General features: G+C 46.8%; 14 protein-coding genes and 2 pseudogenes. 4 read left to right on the forward strand and 12 right to left on the reverse strand.

Features of this window, described 5'->3' with window-relative positions; genetic code table 11:
• Nucleotides 1-83, forward strand: an 83-nt coding sequence (locus KJS57_RS25270) for an IS3 family transposase (RefSeq protein WP_211026180.1), incomplete at its 5' end; no start/stop codon positions are given.
• A gap of 88 nt (nucleotides 84-171) precedes the next feature.
• On the opposite strand, the gene tgl is transcribed toward KJS57_RS25270, so the two are convergent.
• The 7 genes from tgl to KJS57_RS25300 all read right to left on the reverse strand — a co-directional run bounded on the left by tgl (nucleotide 172) and on the right by KJS57_RS25300 (nucleotide 6,572).
• Complete coding sequence (gene tgl / locus KJS57_RS25275; protein ID WP_213656759.1) at nucleotides 172-942, reverse strand: spore coat transglutaminase TGL; 771 nt, start codon at nucleotides 940-942, stop codon at nucleotides 172-174.
• A gap of 118 nt (nucleotides 943-1,060) precedes the next feature.
• Entirely contained in the window at nucleotides 1,061-2,560 is a 1,500-nt protein-coding gene (locus KJS57_RS25280; protein ID WP_213656760.1) for a DL-endopeptidase inhibitor IseA family protein, read from the reverse strand.
• 47 nt (nucleotides 2,561-2,607) lie between these two features.
• Nucleotides 2,608-4,242 carry a ligand-binding sensor domain-containing protein gene (locus KJS57_RS25285; RefSeq protein WP_213656761.1) on the reverse strand — a complete coding sequence of 545 codons (1,635 nt, stop codon included), beginning with the start codon at nucleotides 4,240-4,242 and terminating at the stop codon, nucleotides 2,608-2,610.
• Between the two features lie 29 nt (nucleotides 4,243-4,271).
• Nucleotides 4,272-5,084 (reverse strand): hypothetical protein, encoded by an 813-nt coding sequence (locus KJS57_RS25290; RefSeq protein WP_213656762.1) that lies wholly within the window; start codon nucleotides 5,082-5,084, stop codon nucleotides 4,272-4,274.
• Between the two features lie 416 nt (nucleotides 5,085-5,500).
• On the reverse strand, nucleotides 5,501-5,761 hold the full coding sequence (locus tag KJS57_RS26745; protein ID WP_306434269.1) for a zincin-like metallopeptidase domain-containing protein: 261 nt from the start codon (nucleotides 5,759-5,761) through the stop codon (nucleotides 5,501-5,503).
• 57 nt (nucleotides 5,762-5,818) lie between these two features.
• Nucleotides 5,819-6,322 carry an ArdC-like ssDNA-binding domain-containing protein gene (locus KJS57_RS26750; RefSeq protein ID WP_306434270.1) on the reverse strand — a complete coding sequence of 168 codons (504 nt, stop codon included), beginning with the start codon at nucleotides 6,320-6,322 and terminating at the stop codon, nucleotides 5,819-5,821.
• A gap of 91 nt (nucleotides 6,323-6,413) precedes the next feature.
• Complete coding sequence (locus tag KJS57_RS25300; protein WP_244861709.1) at nucleotides 6,414-6,572, reverse strand: aspartyl-phosphate phosphatase Spo0E family protein; 159 nt, start codon at nucleotides 6,570-6,572, stop codon at nucleotides 6,414-6,416.
• A gap of 112 nt (nucleotides 6,573-6,684) precedes the next feature.
• Between KJS57_RS25300 and KJS57_RS25305 the strand changes: the two genes are divergently transcribed.
• Nucleotides 6,685-6,825, forward strand: coding sequence for a hypothetical protein (locus tag KJS57_RS25305; protein ID WP_213656763.1), 141 nt, complete (start codon nucleotides 6,685-6,687; stop codon nucleotides 6,823-6,825).
• Between the two features lie 19 nt (nucleotides 6,826-6,844).
• Here the strand turns inward: KJS57_RS25305 and KJS57_RS25310 are convergent, their stop codons facing one another.
• The 5 genes and pseudogenes from KJS57_RS25310 to KJS57_RS25335 all read right to left on the reverse strand — a co-directional run bounded on the left by KJS57_RS25310 (nucleotide 6,845) and on the right by KJS57_RS25335 (nucleotide 13,790).
• The gene (locus KJS57_RS25310; protein WP_244861710.1) at nucleotides 6,845-7,588 is read right to left on the reverse strand and encodes an IS3 family transposase; all 744 of its coding nucleotides are present in this window, start codon (nucleotides 7,586-7,588) and stop codon (nucleotides 6,845-6,847) included.
• Nucleotides 7,518-8,605, reverse strand: a pseudogene (locus KJS57_RS26560) (IS1182 family transposase); the annotation flags it as partial. The gene KJS57_RS25310 and the pseudogene KJS57_RS26560, both read right to left, overlap by 71 nt.
• A gap of 165 nt (nucleotides 8,606-8,770) precedes the next feature.
• Nucleotides 8,771-10,131 (reverse strand): annotated as a pseudogene (locus KJS57_RS25325) (IS1182 family transposase).
• 162 nt (nucleotides 10,132-10,293) lie between these two features.
• A complete protein-coding gene (locus KJS57_RS25330) occupies nucleotides 10,294-12,045 on the reverse strand; it encodes an ABC transporter ATP-binding protein (RefSeq protein ID WP_213656777.1) in 1,752 nt (583 codons plus the stop codon).
• Nucleotides 12,045-13,790: an ABC transporter ATP-binding protein gene (locus KJS57_RS25335; protein ID WP_213656766.1), complete on the reverse strand. Its 1,746-nt coding sequence runs from the start codon at nucleotides 13,788-13,790 to the stop codon at nucleotides 12,045-12,047. Before KJS57_RS25335 ends, KJS57_RS25330 begins: the two co-directional genes overlap by 1 nt.
• A gap of 150 nt (nucleotides 13,791-13,940) precedes the next feature.
• Between KJS57_RS25335 and KJS57_RS25340 the strand changes: the two genes are divergently transcribed.
• Entirely contained in the window at nucleotides 13,941-14,810 is an 870-nt protein-coding gene (locus KJS57_RS25340; RefSeq protein WP_213656767.1) for a LysR family transcriptional regulator, read from the forward strand.
• A 208-nt stretch (nucleotides 14,811-15,018) separates the two neighbouring features.
• Nucleotides 15,019-17,265, forward strand: a complete 2,247-nt coding sequence (locus tag KJS57_RS25345; RefSeq protein WP_213656768.1) for a helix-turn-helix domain-containing protein — start codon at nucleotides 15,019-15,021, stop codon at nucleotides 17,263-17,265.
• The last annotated feature ends 425 nt before the right edge of the window (nucleotides 17,266-17,690 follow it).

The following is a 17,690-nucleotide window of genomic DNA, read 5'->3' on the forward strand; positions in this document are numbered from 1 at the left end:
ATTACAACCATCACAGGTATCAATGGGGATTAAAAAAGATGACCCCTGTTCAGTACAGGAATCATCTATTGTCTGTTGCCTAAGCCTTCTCTTTTTTAAGTGTCCTTGACAAGGGTACCAGTTTATAACGCTATCAGGAAGGCTGTTCATTTCTTTTTCGCATATCCCATTCTACCACCCGTAGGCATACACCCGGGTTCCGATTCTTGCAATAACGGTCTTCAGTCTTTGAGTGTAGGCAAAATCCAGCGTTTCTATATCGTCCGTTTTATATGCGGATGTCGTGCTACCCGGTTTTCGTCTAGTGTTGAGCAGCGCAATAATCTCCGCCCCTGTACGAATCCCCATACCGTGAGCAAAGTAGGTTCCGTCCGGAAGCAAGATCGCGTTCTCCCCGCGCCATTCTGGCGACATAGGATTGAAATCGGGGTTTATAAAATAAAGCACATCCCCCGGATAGGCTTCAACCGCCGGGATAATCCGAAGATCGCTGTCATATTTCCAATCATAAAGGAGTAAATCGGCAAAATAAGTATTGAACGCAGGCTCACCGATCGAATCCAGCACGCCCTTATACAGCACGATTACCATGGCCGTAGCACATTCAAAGGCATAAGCCCATCCGTTTCGAAAAATATCGCGAATGCCCTCGGCCGGCGTTACTCCGCTCCGCAACCTAAAGCCTCCGTTTGGTTCCCGGTTCCAAAGCGCCTCGTTACACCGCGAATTTTTAAACGTAGCAAACTTAGCACCGCTGGCATGGAGCGCCCTGGCCGCTTCTACAATCGCGCTTCTCACCTTTAATTCGAACTCCAGTTCACCAATGGAACCGTAGCGGTAAGTCACCTGGCTTTGCTGTTTGCTCTGGAGAATCTCCTGCTCTACTCCGGTCAATTGAAGCTGCCCGATCCGTTCAGCCTCGCCCGGCGGAAGAATAATCATGTGGTCCACCTCGCAGATCGCCCGGAAGCATCTGATTCCGGGCTATATCCTAGTTGGGTTATTGTACGCGGATGAGGACCGGTGCGTGCCTAATATGTTCCTGCAATCGTTGCTCAGGTTACAAATACCCCACCGGATGGTCTTTCAATCTCCAGCCTTTATTCTCCTCGTATAAAAATCGCAGTGTAATCGACTCCATGACCTCGTCCACATCGGGAACCCTAAACACGAATTCCTTCCTGTCGGTTTCATTTACGGAAATCTCAGCTAGTTTAGCTTCATCCCAGTTCAATAAGGAACCCACTTCATAAATCGTATAGACTAGACGGCCGTCCTGCGCTTCAACCACACTGGACTCTACCATTTCTTGTACCAAGGATTCGGTGAAAATCCGTTCCAAATATTCGCTGATCTTCTCCCTCGAATTTAAGTCCTTACAGAAATAATATTGAAAAAACTCCTCATCGGCGAGCCTTTCGTCAAAGGATGCACATTCATTTCCGCCGGCACTAAAGACGGTGAAATAGACATCGATCGCTTCGTCCCTTAGCTGAAGTGCTATTTCATCAGTTAAGGGTGGTACTTCTGCCTGCGGGTCCATATCTCGGTCCATACCTTGCTCTGACAAGGGCTTAAAACTATCGAGAATTTTATCGAGATCTTTCATCATTTCATCGTATTCCCGAGCATCTACTGCCGCTTCTTCCCTGCCCTGATATATAGCCTCAGTCGGTCCGCTTGCCACAATGACCATTGCATTACATATTCCTACTTTCGAAAACGGTAGGCCCTCTTCCTCGCCTCCGTTATTCCACCATTCATTCCATTCTTCCACGGTTCCGTAAATATACAATTCAAACAGCCTGGCCTTCTCAATGTCCCTGTTTTGCGGAAGATAGTTTACTTTAATTCCATCAACGTCTTCTACTACCTCATATTTGGCATCGTCCCAGGACTCGGGAAACTCAATTTCAAAGCCTATCTGGTCGTTTAAATATCTTTTGTTCTTTTTCATGGTTTCTGACAGCTTATATTTGGTGATCCCCCAGCTGTCAATCTTGTGATTGGTGGCGGAAGCTTGGAAATAGTAGTCATCGATTGCAAATTCATAAATCTCGGTCTTTTCGTCTTCAGAATCAATGTACCCCAAACGAACCAATTCTTCAGGATCATATAACTTATAATTTTGTCCATATGCCTTTTCCAGCCGCTCCGTGTCATCACCAACCTTAATTCCTTTTGGAGCCGGCTCATCATTATCAAAAGAAATTGCATATAAAAGTAAGTCCTTATCAAAAGTAAGGCTTACCTCTTCTGTCCAAATGTATTTATTTCCCCAATCCCATGCATTAAAGTCCCTAGTATTTTCAATTTCATTAATAATTTCGATATCGTTTTCTTCCAGGATCGTCATTACTTCTTCCAGAGTCATGTCTAAATGAAATAATGCTAGGTACTTAGATTCCGTTACATCGTTAATTTGTTCTGGAGTGTCAGTAGATATTACGGTTTTAGTATTGGCGGATTCATCTTGAGTATCGTGGTCAGAGCGGGCTTTACAACCACCAATGGAAATTAGAATACAGCTTAGCAGTAGCAATATTATTAACCTATTCAAAACATCCGCCCCTGTTCCTCACTTTTCCATTCGAATCATGCATCACTTTAATCTGTAATATATATGCTCTTCGCCATCTCTAACAGCAGTTCGCGATTTTTGCTGTAGAACGTTGAAGTGACAGCAGCGTAGAGTTGTACTCTAATTTCACTTCCATAAACAATGTAATGCATTACGGCGTTATCTCCACTATCTTTTTCTTTAAAAACATACCCTTTAATTCCTTGCAGCGTTTCAATCTCCTCGACTTGTATCCCAGCTTCCTTCGCTTCATCAATCTCTGATGTATCGATACCATCTCCCAAAGGATAATATCCACCATAAGTACGAATATCGTTGCCATCTTCCTCATAAAGGTAAACGCCATCTCCAGCAAGAGACTCTTCTGAAATATTCCAACTTGATGGATAGTCTATTTCAAATCCATATTTAACATTCGAATAATTAGACATCGTAATACCCGCTGGATCTCCTTCATTTTCTATAATCTCCGAATCGATATCATCGAAATCTATATTAATCAAGATATCGTAAATCCCCTTCGAAGAGATCATTATATATTCCGAGTCACGGACTTTATGTAATGTTCCCGAATCTATGTCTGCCGACTTCCAGATGATTTCCCCTGTTGATTTATCTAACACATTGACACCTTCTTCAAAAGCGGATATGAGTGCGTATCGATTATTGATTGTTGCAATGTCTTCAATAACTACAAAAGACGTTTTATAAATTTTCTCAAGCGATTCCGATGATTCTATCCACGAATAGTTAACCAATTGTTCGCCTTTATCTTCTGTAAGCAATCCCATTTGAAATGAACTGATTTGATCCGACCATACATATCCTGAGGCATCTTGTTGAACAAATTCTTCCCACGACTTTGATGTTTCATCGAACAGACTAACCCCTGTGTTTTCGTCACTATCCCCCCAAATGACCATCAACTTCCCATTGAACCATCGCAGTTCCTCGATTTGAGCACCTTGCAATTGTTCAGTCGTTTGTAACTGGCCAAACTGATGGGCTACTTTATCATATGTATGGATAGAGCCGTCTCTTTTCCCGAAATAAACCATTCTTTGATTTCCATTAATGCTTGTTACCTCATCTAATTCATAACGGTTCTTTACTTTATTCGTAGTCAAATCGATGGAGATCGAACCACTGTCAGATCCTATCCAAGCTGTATGCTCATCGCTATACAACGTTAAACTAGATCCTAATCGAAGGTCCTTTTCAGAATAGGATATAAACTTTTCATTCTTTGTGTCGTAACGCACGAGAGGTTTAGATAAATTATTATCATCGCTCCCTTCTAGTTGCTGAAAATAGAACCAAATGTTGTTGTTAAAGGCCCTTATCTCATTGAATCCCTTTGTTTCTATTTCATTGCGAAGCTCGTTTGTGTTCAATTGATATGAATAGATACCTTCCTCTTCTACATACCAAAGTTGGTCTCCTACAAGGAGACTATCCATAGGATATATATCCTTATCCAGTCGCTTATTTATTGTCAGGAAATCATTCTGTTTCGCCTTATTTCCAGAAAATGATTGTACTGCGCTCGACTCTAATGTTGGTTGATCCCCTGAAGCCGCTGGAGGTTTGTCCTGCGGGCGGCTACATGAAGCTAGCACAATAGATATCATACATATTGCTATTATTTTTGAAATCGTCATTGTGCCCACTCCTTCTATAGGTTAGTGCCTTACTGATTATAAAACTCTACAATTCCCCCATTAATTCGAAGTCGAATCGTTGTCGGCTCATCACTACTGAAAGGAAGGGTTACAGATGAAATGTCTTCGAAATCTGCATTGGTGAATAGATCTTTATCAAAGTCAATTACATCAGATTCAAACATATACCACTCTCTTCCCAGCCAACCTCTCCATTCTTCAAAGTATTTATCTTTCTCAAAGGTTAAAAAATTGTTGTTTTGCTTCATGCTTACTTCACTTATTTCACCATTCGGACTATAAATTAGAATGGGAATTCGAATTTGACTATCGCCTGGAAAACGAATCCCATATTCAACTAACCCATTGCCTATACCCTCTACACCACCGATGAAATCTATCTCCTTCGAAAACGGATAAAGCGCTCCATTATAATCAAAAAAGGGACTATCAGTATGAACTGGTGGCAAGTTTAGTACATCGTTACAATCGGCTGTATATTCTTTCAATTCATTTCCCCAGGTCTCCCTGTTCACTTCAACCAATTTATTCATTGGACCTATATCGGTGGAAGGTACTTGTGGAGTAAAATCAGGCTCGTCTCCCAACACCATGGACACATAATAATTCTTAATCTCATTGTCCGGATAGCCAATGACTCCATGTAAAGCTCCCGTTCTTTGCGAATGGATCGGAGCAAAGACCAGTATATTGGCATATTCCCTGTTATCCGTTACAAAAATCGGATTATCCTTCATAAAGACCTGTTCTTCTTCCTGGCTTGCCGGTACAGACTGTTTTGTCATAATAAAATTAAGCAAAGGTTTAACGTGCTTATACATAGGCTCCTATTCCTCCTTATATATTTAGCTGTTTGCAGAAATCCGGGTCAATCCGTCGTAACCTTTCTTTTGCGTTCTCTAGTGCCAAATACAGCATTCTAAGCTGATAACCGTAACGTCCCATTGCTTTGAGTTCTTCAAGTCTTTTCAACCGAAAAATTTAGCTATTCCAAGCGTATTCCCATTCTACTACGGTTGTCATTGTATACACTCCTTTTGGCTGGCCGCGCCCGATCAGTGCCACACCACTCTATTTATGTATACAAAATTTACTTCCGGATCTCGCCGGCTTTGATGCTTTTGTATACAGAATGTGAGCTGAAGCAGCTCTCCAGGTTCTTTTTTTGTATACGCTTTTTAGACGTACCGCCCCCAATCGGGGAAGGGGCCCCGATTGGGGCCGCGCTTCCTCGTTATTATTCAGTTCCTTCAAACGTAACGCCTAGTATATAATCAGCTGCCTTCTGTGCCTGCCCTGTTGCTTGAACAATCAATCGTCTATCATCCTTCAACTTCCGCAACCAACTACCCACATAAGCAGCGCTGTTATCTAAGATACTGTTATCAATCCCTGCCACTTCGCAAAGCATAGCTGCTCCAATTTCTGCGACCAGTTCTTCCTTGCTGTAACTCTCGTCACCAAAGGCGGCAAGCTCGGTTATACCTGAACGATTCAAGCGTTCTGCATGACCTGTGCTATGAACATGCTCGTGGAACAGGGTGCTATAATATGCTTAATCGCAGATTGGAGGAACGCTTACCGAGTCCGTTGACGGCCGATAGAAGGCCCGTCCAGTAGCGAAGGTCACTGGTGGTGCATCTTTGTAATCTTCACAAATTTTTTCTGCTTCCTCGATGGGGTCATGCTCAAATATCCGGTCATTTCTTTTACTCTTCAGCCCTTCGCATTGCTTATTGATACTGAATATATTGTAATAGCGCAAAAACGGTATTTTAACTTCCTTCCCACTGTCTTTATCTTCTTTTTCTAGCCAAGTCCAGAAAACAACAATATTTCCTTTCTCGCTTTTTTTGACAGTACCCCCGGCTTCTTTAATTTGTTTGAAGGTTGCGTATTCTTCCGGTTCCAACAGCATTGTATTAATACCACGGTAGGATTTTTGGGTTTTCCAGTTGACGGTTGCTCCCACTCTCCAAGGTCTACGCCAAGGAACTATTCCCTTCTCCAAAAGTTGTATCATTCGATTTGTTATCATTTCATAAATTTTTTCGCTCATTTTAACCTTTCCTTATGTGTTATAATGGAGGGGCGAAGGGGTTCAAAATCTTCGCCCCGGTCGCTATTGCTCCCTTAAGCAATGCGGCCCTTTATTTTTCTTTGGTTGGTAATGCATCCAAATAAGCATTTAATAGTCCATCTAGTAATTGCGATCGCTCCAACACCTCCGGTGCAACAAGTCCATATTGACTGGCTAGATTGTGCATCTTTCTCCTTTCCACTTCGATTTGTCTTAATAATTCCTCCAAGAAATCACCTCACATAGCAGCTTATTTGAGTTTTGACTCCGCATGGCATCGGGTCCCGAAAGGGCGATTTTTTGCCTTTTCTTGCGAAGCTTGGGAACAGGAGCATAGCCGGATGGTCAAGGGATCAGCACAAAAACTTTTTTCTTCCGCTTTGATTCTTTCGATGGAAGAAAAAAGTTTTTTGCCACTTGACGATCTGGCTACGGCACTTAGGAAAAAACGTGTTAGGCAGGGTGGTCAAGCCCCAAATTAGTAGACATTGAAAAAAACACCTAAGCCGCAAACTGGCGCCGATACTCTATCGGCGTCAGTTTGTTTAATTTCCGCTTTGGTCGCCGTTGGTTATAAAATCGTATGTATTTTTCGATTCGGCTTTGTGCCTCAGCTAAACTTCGGATATGATATGGATAGAGCCCTTCCGTTTTGAGATGCGAGAAGAAGCTCTCCATGGAGGCATTGTCTAGACAATTGCCCCGACGAGACATGCTGATCTGGGCCCCAACCTTTGGCAGCGTGTCGTGGTAAGCGTGAGACGTGTACTGGAACCCTTGGTCGCTGTGAACGACGAGCCCAGACACGTCTTTTTGCTTGGCAAAGGCTTTTGCAAATGTCTTTAGAACAAGTTCATTATCATTACGCTCACTGAGTTGGTAAGCCACAATCTCATTGTTGAATAAATCCTTTATGGCCGAGAGATACAGCCAGCATTCGCCTACCCGGTATTGAGTCACATCCGTTACCCATTTCTGGTTTGGTGCATCTGCTGTAAAATCTCGTTTAAGTAAATTCTCTGCCACACGTCCACCAACCTGGTATTTCATATTAAAGCGACGTTTTCTGCGAATGCTAGCTTGAAGACCAAGCTTTTGCATAAGACGTAATACCTTCTTGTGGTTCATCCATACGCCCTCATCCTGCCATATGAAAAGTTGTAGTTGTCGATAACCATACTTGCCTTCGTACCGTGCACTGTGCGAGCATCGGACGAGTCTTGCAATGCTCGGGGTCCAACGCATACTGCCGGTAACCCTTCCGGTCGGTTGTCCGGTATGTTAGCCGGTGTTTCTCCGTGCAGATATAAGAGTTACTCTCGGCGTCGTAAGTAAACTTCCACTTAGCAAACAAACCTTGTTTAGGGTGAAATCTTCGGTGAGCAATAACGGCAAATATCTTTCGCTTCCGTAAACCTTGGCAAATCGGCGTTGTTAAATAACCGGAATCCAGTGCTACAGCTTCAACCTTGAATCCTAAACGTTCTCTTTGGCGGTCTAAGCGGGACAAATACGGCACCGAATCATGGACATTTCCCGGTGTAACGTGGACATCAGTAATCAGATTGTATTTAAGATCGACAGTCCGGTGGTCGAGATAAAAGAACCCCTCGGGCTTACCGCCGCGAAACATATAGCCGCTATCCGGGTCGGTGCTCGCTTTAATTTCCTTAGTTTCGCTCACATCCTCTCGTGTTTTCAGAGCTTTTTTCCGTGCGCTTTGCGGTCCTCCGCCACAGCCTCATTGAGTTCGTCAATGTAGTCCTTGGTGTTTTGCAGGACTTCCTGCTTGGTATAATGGTGTTTGTTAGCATTGGCTTTTACATGAGTGGAATCCGTAATGAGCACGCGGCCGCTCACCATTTTGTGCGAAATCGCCTGGAGGACGATTTCGTCAAAAACCTCCTGAAAAATGTCGGTATCCTTAAACCGAGTCCGCCGGTTCCAGCTAATCGTGGAGTGATCCGGGACTTTATCCGTTAAACCAAGACCTAAAAACCAGCGGTAAGAGGTTTGAATCTCGCGTTCCAGTTGGCGTTCCGAGCGAATGCCGTAAAAATAACCGAGAAAGATCATCTTGATCAGAACGACCGGATCAATGGCTGGGCCATTATCTATGCAGTACAAAGGACGAACCTTGTCCTCAATAAAAGAGAAGTCGATATACTTGTCCACTTTACGCAGCAAATGATCCTGCGGAACCAATTCTTCGATCGACACAAATTCATAACTTTGTTGTTTATCCCGGTTCGATCTGAGCATTCAAGACACCATCCGTTCATGAGTAGTTACTTATATTATACAACATTAACGCGGTGTCGTCTTAAAACAAAAAATATAATGAAGGCTGTCGAGAAACCCACGTCTTTGAGACGGCGGGTTTCTCTCTTTTCATTTATAGTTACTTAATGACCCAAAAAGGAAGGGTCACCCCCTCTTTTCTAAGCGATCCAAGTGGATCGCTATCTTCTTCATGTTCTGCACGGCGGACGTCATCAGTGCTTGTTCCTTGACGTTAGCCAATCCGCGCAAACGGCAATAGCGAAACCCATGGAGCTCTTTGGCATCCGCGAAGCTTCGCTCAATCGTTTCTTTTCGTTTACGATACAGATGCTTGCCATCCCGGCTTAGCCGGTTGTTTCGCACCCAATCTTTGCAATCTTCCCAGACATGCCGGGTCAGCACCTTTCGGTGGTTCCCGGAGTGGGTGCACTGTGCGAGCATCGGACAAGTCTTGCAATGCTCGGGGTCCGACGCATACTGCCGGTAACCCTTCCGGTCAGTTGTCCGGTATGTTAGCCGGTGTTTCTCCGGGCAGATATAAGAGTTACTCTCGGCGTCGTAAGTAAACTTCCACTTGGCAAACAAACCTTGTTTAGGGTGAAATCTTCGGTGAGCAATAACGGTAAATATTTTTCACTTCCGTAAACCTTGGCAAATCGGCGTTGTTAAATAACCGGAATTCAGTGCTACAGCTTCAACCTTGAATCCAGAACGTTCTCTTTGGCGGTCTAGTCGGGACAATTACGGCACCGAATCACGGACATTTCCCGGTGTAACGTGGACGTCAGTAATTAGATTGTATTTAAGATCCACCGTCCGGTGGTCGAGATAAAAGAACCCCTCCGGCTTACCATCGCGAATCATATAGCCGCTATCCGGGTCGGTGGTGCTCACTTTAATTTCCTTAGTTTCGTTCACATCCTCTCGTGTTTTCAGGGCTTTTTTCCGTGCGCTTTGCGGTCCTCCGCCACAGCCTCATTGAGTTCATCAATGTAGTCCTTGGTGTTTTGCAGGACTTCCTGCTTGGTATAATGGTGTTTGTTAGCATTGGCCTTTACATGAGTGGAATCCGTAATGAGCACGCGGCCGCTCACCATTTTGTGCGAAATCGCCTGGAGGACGATTTCGTCAAAAACCTCCTGAAAAATGTCGGTATTCTTAAACCGAGTCCGCCGATTCCAGCTAATCGTAGAGTGATCCGGGACTTTATCCGTTAAACCAAGACCTAAAAACCAGCGGTAAGCCAAATTGGTTTGAATTTCGCGCTCCGGTTGGCGTTCCGAGCGAATGCCGTAAAAATAACCGAGAAAGATCATCTCGAACAGCACGACCGGATCAATGGCTGGGCGCCCATTATCTATGCAGTACAAAGGGCGAACCTTGTCCTCAATAAAAGAGAAGTCGATATACTTGTCCACTTTACGCAACAAATGATCCTGCGGAACCAATTCTTCGATCGACACAAATTCATAGCTTTGTTGTTTATCCCGGTTCGATCGGAGCATTCAAGACACCATCCGTTCATGAGTAGTTACTTATATTATACAACATTAACGCGGTGTCGTCTTAAAATAAATGAAAATAAAGAAGGCTGTCGAGACTTTCTCGACAGCCTGAGAGTGCTTCTGCACTCCCTTCATATTTCCCTATTGGACAATCTCCGCTATCTATCCCTTGTTGTTTGCAGCGGTGAACTGGCTGTTATACAGACCGGCATAGTAGCCGCCTCGGGCGAGCAATTCGTTATGGCTTCCGCTTTCCACCACATCGCCGTCCTTCATATAGAGAATCAGGTCGGCTTCACGAATCGTTGACAGCCGGTGGGCGATCACGAAGCTCGTTCTTCCTTCCATCATCTTCTGAAACGCTTGCTGAATACGAATTTCGGTCAACGTGTCGATACTGCTGGTCGCTTCGTCCAGGATCAACATCGGCGGATTCGCCAGCATGACCCGGGCGATCGTCATGAGCTGCTTCTGTCCCTGGGACAGGTTGTCTCCGGTCCCGCTGATTTCCGTGTCATATCCGTCCGGAAGCCGCTTGATAAACTCATGGGCATTGGCCGCTTTGGCTGCTGCAACCACTTCCTCCTCGCTGGCCTCAGGATTTCCATAGGCAATGTTGTCACGTACGGTCCCGCCAAACAGCCAGGTGTCCTGCAGAACCATGCCGAATCTGCGACGCAAGCTATCACGGGACATCCGGTTAATATTGACGCCGTCGATCGCGATTTCTCCGGCATCTACATCATAAAAACGCATAAGCAGGTTGACCAGTGTCGTTTTCCCGGCTCCGGTCTGGCCCACGATTGCAATCCGCGTGCCCGGAGGCACGACCAGATTCAAGTCGCGGATCAAAGGACGATCCGGCTGATAAGAGAACTTTACATGGTTGAACGAAATGGTGCCCTGGCCTTGCGGCAAATCAGGCTCAGCGCTACGATCCGGCGTTTCCGCCGGTTCGTCCAGCACCTGAAATATCCGCTGTGCCGATGCGGTCGCAGACTGAAGCTGAGTAATGACACCGGTAATTTCATTGAACGGCTTCGCAAACAAATTCGCGTAAATCAGGAAACTGGACAAGGCCCCTACCGTAATCCCGTTCCCGATAACCATGACACTCCCGATTAAGGCAATCACGGAAAAAGTCACATTGTTGACCAGCCGGGTCGCCGGATTGGAGAGCGAACTGATGAATTGAGATTTTACCCCGACCTGATAAAGCTCGTCGTTTTTGGCCGAAAACCCGGTATAGGACCGATCCTCATAATGAAAGGCTTGCACGACCTTTTGCCCGCCTACCATTTCTTCAACATATCCGTTGAGCGTTCCCAAAATCCGGGCCTGATCGCGGAACAGCTGTTGAGACCGCATCGTTATGAATCTGGCCACATAATAGGCGGCCGGCGCGGACAACAGCACCACCAGCGTCATCAGCGGACTGGTATAAAGCATCAGCCCGATCGCACCTGCAATCGTAACTACTCCAGTCAGTAATGTGGAGAAGCCCTGCAGCAATCCGTCCGAGACGGCGTCCATATCGTTGACGAAACGGCTGATACTGTCTCCTTGCGGGTGAGTATCATGATATTTCAGCGGTAATACGTTCATCTTATCAAACATTTCACCGCGCAGATCATTTACGGTTTGATACGCCAGACGGTTGGTCAAATAAGTGAGCAGCCACCCGAATAAGCTTCCGACGGCATAGACGAGTCCGAGAAGGGTAAGCAACCTGAACACTTCATCGAACTCAACGTTTCCCTTTCCGATCATATGGTCAATACTCCGCCCGATCATGTAAGGACCGATCAAGCTCGAGGCTACGCTGATCATCGCACTGACTACCGCCCATATCGCATAGCTTCTATATTTACCTGCGTACTTTAAAAGTCTTTGCCAGGTTTGTCTCGTGTTCATCATCCCGCCTCCTCCTCCGAGTCCGAGAGCTGGGAAGCACAAATTTCCCGGTAAGCCTCGCAATCTTGTCTTAGTTGCTCATGGGTGCCGATGCCGGCAATCCGGCCGTCTTCAAGGACAATGATATGATCGGCCTGCCGGATCGTGCTGACCCGCTGTGATACCAACAGCACGGTCATGCCAAGGCTATACTCCTTTAGTGATCTGCGCAAAGCCGCATCCGTTGCAAAATCCAGCGCACTGGAGGCATCGTCAAGAATCAGAATCTCCGGATTGGCAGCGACGGCGCGCGCGATCGTCAGCCGCTGCTTCTGCCCTCCGGACAAGTTGATCCCGCCTCTTGATACAAGCGTCCCGTATCCATCGGGAAGTTTGGCTATAAACTCGTCAGCCTGGGCAACCGCGGCCGCCCGCTTTACCTGATCCTCCGAAGCATGCTCCGCCCCCATACGGATATTGTCTGCGATCGTTCCGGAGAACAGCAGAGCTTTTTGCGGAACGACCCCGATTTTACTGCGCAAGTCGCTCAAGTCGTAGTCTTTGACATTGACACCGTCTATCTGAACCTCACCGCTCATTACGTCATAAAACCGCGGAATCAGGTTGACGAACGTAGACTTGCCCGAACCTGTCCCCCCGATAATCCCTACTGTCTCTCCCCGAAGGATTGACACGGATACATCTTTCAAAGCGGGGTCGCCCGTCGCATTATAGCCGAACGTCACATGATCAAAAACAATCGCCGGGATTTCCGGTTTTGAAGCTTGAGACAAGTTCAGAGGATGCTCCGGATTCGTGACGGAAGCCGTCGTATCCAGAACCTCGTTAATCCGGGCAGCGGAGGAAGCCGCTTTTGTAAAAAGAATAATCAAATTGGACACGACGATCAGGGCCAGCAAAATTTGCGTGGCATAATTGATAAAAGCGATGATTTCACCGGATGACAGCGTGCCTGCATGAATATGAATTCCCCCGACCCATAAGACCGCAATAATCGCGGCATTGACCACGAGCGTGGTAACCGGGCTCAGCAAAGCGGACACCCGCCCCACTCTTATGGCGGTTGCGGTAATATCATCGGACGCTTCACGGAACCGCTTCTTCTCCGCCTGTCTCTTTGCAAAGGCGCGTATGACGCGAACTCCGCTCAGATTCTCGCTTAATACGAGAGCGACTTTGTCCAGTTTTTTCTGATACAACCGGTACAACGGAGCCGATTTCGTAATGATCAAATACAGGATCACCGCAAAAACGGGAGCCGCCGCAATCAGCACGAGCGACAAACGGAAGTCAAGCAGCATGGCCATAATAATCGCTCCGATACAAATAAACGGGGCGCGAATCACGAGGCGGATCAGCATCGCTACGGCAACCTGCATCTGATTTACGTCATTCGTAATCCGGTTAATGAGCGAGGGTGTTCCGAACCGGTCAAGCTCGGCAAAAGACAATGTGGATACGTGTTTGAACAGCTTGTTCCGCAGTGTCGTTCCAAATCCTTGCGAAGCACGGGCCGCGTAATGCTGACAGATCAGCGAACTCCCGAACCCCAGCAGGGACATGATCACCATGAGCCCGCCCATTTTCATCACATACGAAGTATCCCTGTTCCCGATTCCGTGATTCACGATCAGAGCCACGATCGTCGGCAGCAACAGCTCCAGAATCGCTTCCAGCAGCTTGAACAAGGGCCCGAGAATACTTTCTTTTTTATAAGCCTTCAAATAAATCGCAAGTCTAAACAAGTTTGATCACCCATTATCATGAAGTATTTATGTAGATTTGACTTTTAGAGACTGACTTATATGATTATGGCATAGGCTTTCCCATATTAATAATATTGCAATAATATCTTTTACATATTAAAAAAATATACCAGAGAACAGAGGCAACCCATGGATATTAGACAATTAAGATACTTTTTAACCATTGCGGAAGAAGGGCAAATCACTTCTGCCGCCAAAAAACTGCAAATGGCCCAGCCTCCGCTCAGCCAACAGCTTAAGCTGCTTGAAGAGGAACTGGGCGTGAAGCTGGTGGAACGAGGATCGCGCAGCATCCAGCTCACCGATGCCGGAGAAATGCTGAGAAGGCGGGCTCAGCAAATCGTGGACCTGACCGATTCCGCATCGAGAGAGATTCGCGATTTTGCCAAAGGACTAAACGGCACGCTGCCGATCGGCACCGTCTCTTCCTCCGGTTCCACCCTGCTCACGGATAGATTGTTCGAATTCCATAAAACGTACGCCGGCGTTAAATTTGAAATCCATGAAGGGAACACGTTCAGGATTATCGAGCTTCTTAAGAGCGGAATCATCGAGGTGGGGATCGTCAGAACTCCGTTCCATACGGCAGGCCTGGAAACCAAATATGCCGAACCCGAACCGATGATTGCTGTCATGCATCCGGATTACGACTGGAATCAAGCACAGGAGAGCATTTCAATTCAAGAACTCCGCGAACGCCCGCTCATTATTTATCGCAGATTCGAGCAGCTTATCCGGGATACCTGCCTGAAGTCCGGCTTTGAACCGGAAGTGTTCTGCAAGAACGATGACGCCCGGACTACGCTGCAATGGGCCAATGCCGGTCTGGGTATCGGGATTATGCCCCGATCCGCCCTCAAGTTGGTCAGCCACGACAACCTGGTATACAAGGTGATCCAAAGCGAAGCCTTGCGAACCCAAATTGCCGCGATTTGGACGAAGGATCGTTATTTGTCTACGCTGGCGCAGAAATTTATCGAGAGCTTCGGGAAGGAGTAAGGGGCGCGGGCGGGAGCTGAATCCCGCCTATTTCCCGGGCCATCTACGAAAAGTTGAAAATGTGCACTCATAACCGATTTGTTCACTCTCTCCGCCAAGATGTTGTTCATGATCCTCCTCCGTCTTCACTGGTCTGTTCACACTGTGAAGTTTATAATTTGGGAAGCAGTGTTCCATTAAGAATAATCCTATTGAGGAGGAGACGTGAATGAAGATCAAGGCCGTACGTAATCAAAGAGCGATGTTCAGCAAAATTCTGATCAGCATCGTGTTATGCACTTCCATCACGCTTCTGGTTTCAACATCCATTTATTACACCTACTACGTCAAAATCCAGAAGGAACAAACTTTCCTCTCCGACCTCAGCCATTTGACCCAAACCAGCAAGGAAGTCGTAAACTTGACGGAAGCGGCACAATCCTTGTCTTTTCAAATCTATCGAAACAGCACGATCTCCAAACTGATGTTTTATGAAAATCCCGATATTTACGAAGTGACCGCCGCCATGTCCGAGCTCGGCAACTATTTAAGCTCCATGCCTTATATTGAATCCATTTACGTCTACAATCCGAAAAGCGAACACATTTACATCGCTTCGTCCAAGGGACAAAACGGGGTGTTTGCCGAGCAGGAGCTGAAGGATACCGGTGTTCTGGATATCCTGGGCCATTACCAGGATTATAAACCGTTCACTCCGATTCCCCGGATCTATTCCAATGGTGCGGAGGAAGACGATCAAGTCCGGGCCTATACCTTTCTCTGTTATGATGCCATCGGTTGGGACCGTTCGATCAACTCGGCCGTAATCGTCAACATTTCCGCCGCTTGGATTAACAAGGAGATCACCACCAACCTTTTCCCTGAAAGCGCTACCTTTATTTTGGATGATCGGGGGAAGATTCTTTCCAGTCAGAGCCTGGAGGAACAAACGCTCTCGCCGGTTGAATCGGACTGGTTCAACGTTAAAATCCGGGAGCGAGAAACCGGTTCTTTTACAGCTTCCTACCAGGGGTTGCCGTCGCTAGTATCGTATACATCCCCCGACGATCTCGGCTGGCAGTATGTACGGGTAACCCCCTATCATCTGATCACCGAACAAACGGAGCGTATTTTGCAGGCAACCTTGCTGATTGCCGGGGTCATTTTGCTGGCGGGGCTGCTCACCTCCTGGCTGATTTCGAAACGGCTTTATCTGCCGATCGACCGGATCGTCCGGGAAATGAACGTACTGGAGGTCGACAAACGAAACAGCATGTTTACGATCAAGCAAAATTCGCTGCGCGATCTTGTTCTGGGCCAGAAACCGCTGCACCCGGTGGACCAAGTGGAAGGATTGCAACGGCTTGGCATCCATTTCACGTTGAATGAGGATTATCGTCTGATAGTGCTGCGTATCGACCGTTACGCCGAGTTGTCGGAGGATCGTTCATCCTACCTTCTGGCTTATAAATTCGCGATTATGAACATCGCCTCTGAAATTTTCGGCCAAACCTATCGCGTGGAGACCGTCGATATGAACGATGACAGTCTGCTCGTGCTGCTCAATATTATGGACCCGGCGGAGGACCGGGATACGGAACTGCTGGAAACGCTGCTACGCCAAGTCCGCGAAGCCTGCGCCGATTATCTCAAAATCAGCCTGTCGGCAGCCTACAGCCCCGTCGACCGCAACCCGGCGCAATTACCGCGGCTCTATAAACAGGTGCGGGAAGCCTCCAAGCACCGCTTCTTCTATGGCCGCGGCTGCATTATTAACGCCAAAGCTATCCAGGAGCTGCAGGGTAATGTGCACCATTATCCGACCGATACGGAAAAGAAGCTGACCGACGCGCTGCTGAGCGGAAAGACGGAGGAAGCCCGGCGCTATTTTTCCGAAATTGTCCGCGGGACCACGCTGAATCCGTACCATGTGGCACAATTGTCGGTATCCCGTTTATCGGTAACCTTGAAGAGCGTGATCGACCAGATTCAGAAAAGCAATCAGTTCCGTTTCGAAGAGGAGTGGGAGCCGCCGGCCCTGGATTCTTTTGAAATCATCGATGATCTGGAGCACATCTATTTCACCTTGTTTGATGAGTTGAAGAACAAACTGGCGGAGAAAAAGAACACGAAGCAGCACGAGCTTATCGCGGAAATCGACCGGATTATCGACCAATCCTTCCACGATCCGAATTTCAGCCTGAACCTGATCGCGGACAAATTGGGTCTCTCTCCGGTATACGTCAGCCGTTTGTATAAGCAGGCGACCCTGACCGGAATTACGGAGGTCATCCTGACGAAAAGGCTGAACGAGGTGTGCAGGTTACTGGAGCAAACCGATCACTCCATTACCCTCATTGCGGAACAAACGGGATTTACAAGCAGTTCCTATCTCCACCGGATGTTCAAACGCAGCTTTGGGTCCACCCCCGCAGATTACCGGCGCTCCAAACGCCCCGCCGCCAGCAACGGTTGATTATTTAAAGGTTTGTTAGAGGGTTGGCGGTTGGCGTTGGTGGTTGGCATGAGTTTGGGCGACATGGTTAGTTGGTTGTTGGTGGGTTGCACGAGTTTGGGCGACTTGGTTAGTTGGTTGTTGGTGGGTTGCACGAGTTTGGGCGACATGGTTAGTTGGATTGTTGCACAAGTTTAGGTGACATAGTGGTAGGTTAGTTGTATAAGTTTGGTTGATTAAGGTGAGTAGAGTGAAGAAGCCTCGGGAAATTAACTGTAATTCCTACAGTTAATTTCCCGAATTCAGGCTCTTTAACTAAATTAGATGTAATTCCTACATTTAATTTTGGTGAAGTCGCCAATTCCAAGCCTTAGACTAGAAATTAGCTGCATGTTTTACAGTTAATTGGTCCCGAACCTCCTTTAAGCCTATAATTAGCGGTAGGT

The organism is Paenibacillus vini, from assembly GCF_018403325.1.
Taxonomy (GTDB): Bacteria; Bacillota; Bacilli; order Paenibacillales; family Paenibacillaceae; genus Fontibacillus; species Fontibacillus vini.